Annotated in this window: 2 protein-coding genes; both read right to left on the bottom strand. The window is 63.1% G+C overall.

The window, feature by feature from the left end; all coding sequences use genetic code 11:
* A partial coding sequence (locus ABT116_RS46520; RefSeq protein WP_351647290.1) for a sulfite exporter TauE/SafE family protein occupies nt 1–735 on the bottom strand: 735 nt, incomplete at its 3' end.
* A 232-nt stretch (nt 736–967) separates the two neighbouring features.
* Nucleotides 968–1,382 (bottom strand): nucleoside hydrolase (locus tag ABT116_RS46515; protein WP_351647288.1); only part of this gene is annotated, 415 nt, incomplete at its 5' end.

The following is a 1,382-nucleotide window of genomic DNA, read 5'->3' as shown; positions in this document are numbered from 1 at the left end:
CAACACGATCACGCCACCCACCGCTGTTCCGAGCAAGGTTGCAGGCACCCGGCTGACGAGCCACGCCGCAAACGGTGCTGCGATGACACCGCCGAGCGCGAGACCGGCGACAACGAGAAGGTTTCCCGCCGACTCACGACCCAATCCGACAAGAAATCCCAGCGAAGCGGCTGACGCGACCAGAAACTCCGAGGCGCTGACCGAACCGATCACGGTGCGTGGCGCGGTCTTGCCCCGCGAGAGCAGCGTGCTGGTGGTGATCGGGCCCCAACCACCACCGCCGGATGCATCGATGAAACCACCGAACAGGCCGAGCGGGGACAGGAAACGTGCAGTGTGCGGGGTGGTGCGAGCATCGGCCACGGCCGGTGGGCGGACCGAAAAGCGAAGTGCCACATAGACACCGATTGCCAGCAGGATCGTCGCCGTGATGGGGACTGCCGCTTCGGTGGACAGACCCGAGAGCACGGTGGCGCCGATGAATGCACCGACGGCGCCGGGCACACCGAGCTTGGCGACCAGCTTCCAGTCGATGTTCTTGAACTTCCAATGCGACACACCCGAAGCGAGGGTGGTGCCGACCTCGGCCAGGTGAACAGCGGCGCTGGCCTGAGCCGGACCGAGGCCACCGATCATCAGCAGAGTGGTTGCGGTGACACCGAAGGCCATGCCGAGGGCACCGTCGACGAGCTGGGCGCCGACGCCGACAAGGGTGAACAAAAGAAGGTTGAACATGAGAAGACAGACTCCGAGCGAAGAAGCGACAAAGTCAGGGGTGCAGGCAGCGAGAATCGCCGCTCAGCAACACGCCTGATCGAAGCATGCGCTACGACGAGTGGGCCAGAACGCCATCAATCCAAGCGCAAATGCCGGGGAGGCATCGTGGCTGGAAATCTGCACGTCAGGGTCCTTCTGTTCTCGTTCGTTGGTGTTCTGTCCATGCGAGCATAACCGGTCCCGAGCTCGATCAACCCACGGCGCGGGCGAACTTTCCCACTCGGTGGACAAGTCGATCGAAGAATTCCGCCGGATCGGTGCTGACAGCGACGTCCGCGTTGGGCTCACGCTTCCAGTGCCCGACCCAGTCAGCAACCGTCGTTCCGATCAGCAGCGGACTCTCGGTTTCGACATCCACCGTTGCCGGTTTCAGCGTCGCCAACCTCGGGTCGAGCGCGACAGCAGCAGCAAAGGGATCATGCATGTGAGCAAGAAATCCCTGGTCGTACTCTCGATGGAACTCCATGTAGAACCGGATCGCGTCGGACATATGCCTGATCACGCTGTTGGACGCGGAACTGCGGACGTCGGGACCGTCGTCAGGCGAGATGATCTCTTCCGGGGTGCTCCCGGCAGCTTCGGCGAGCCGACGCACATGTTCGCCT

Origin of the sequence: Streptomyces sp. NPDC002130, from assembly GCF_040296465.1 — a bacterium.
Lineage (GTDB): Bacteria > Actinomycetota > Actinomycetes > Streptomycetales > Streptomycetaceae > Streptomyces.
Note: the sequence above shows the minus strand (reverse complement) of the source record. Positions and strands in the feature narration are given on the sequence as shown.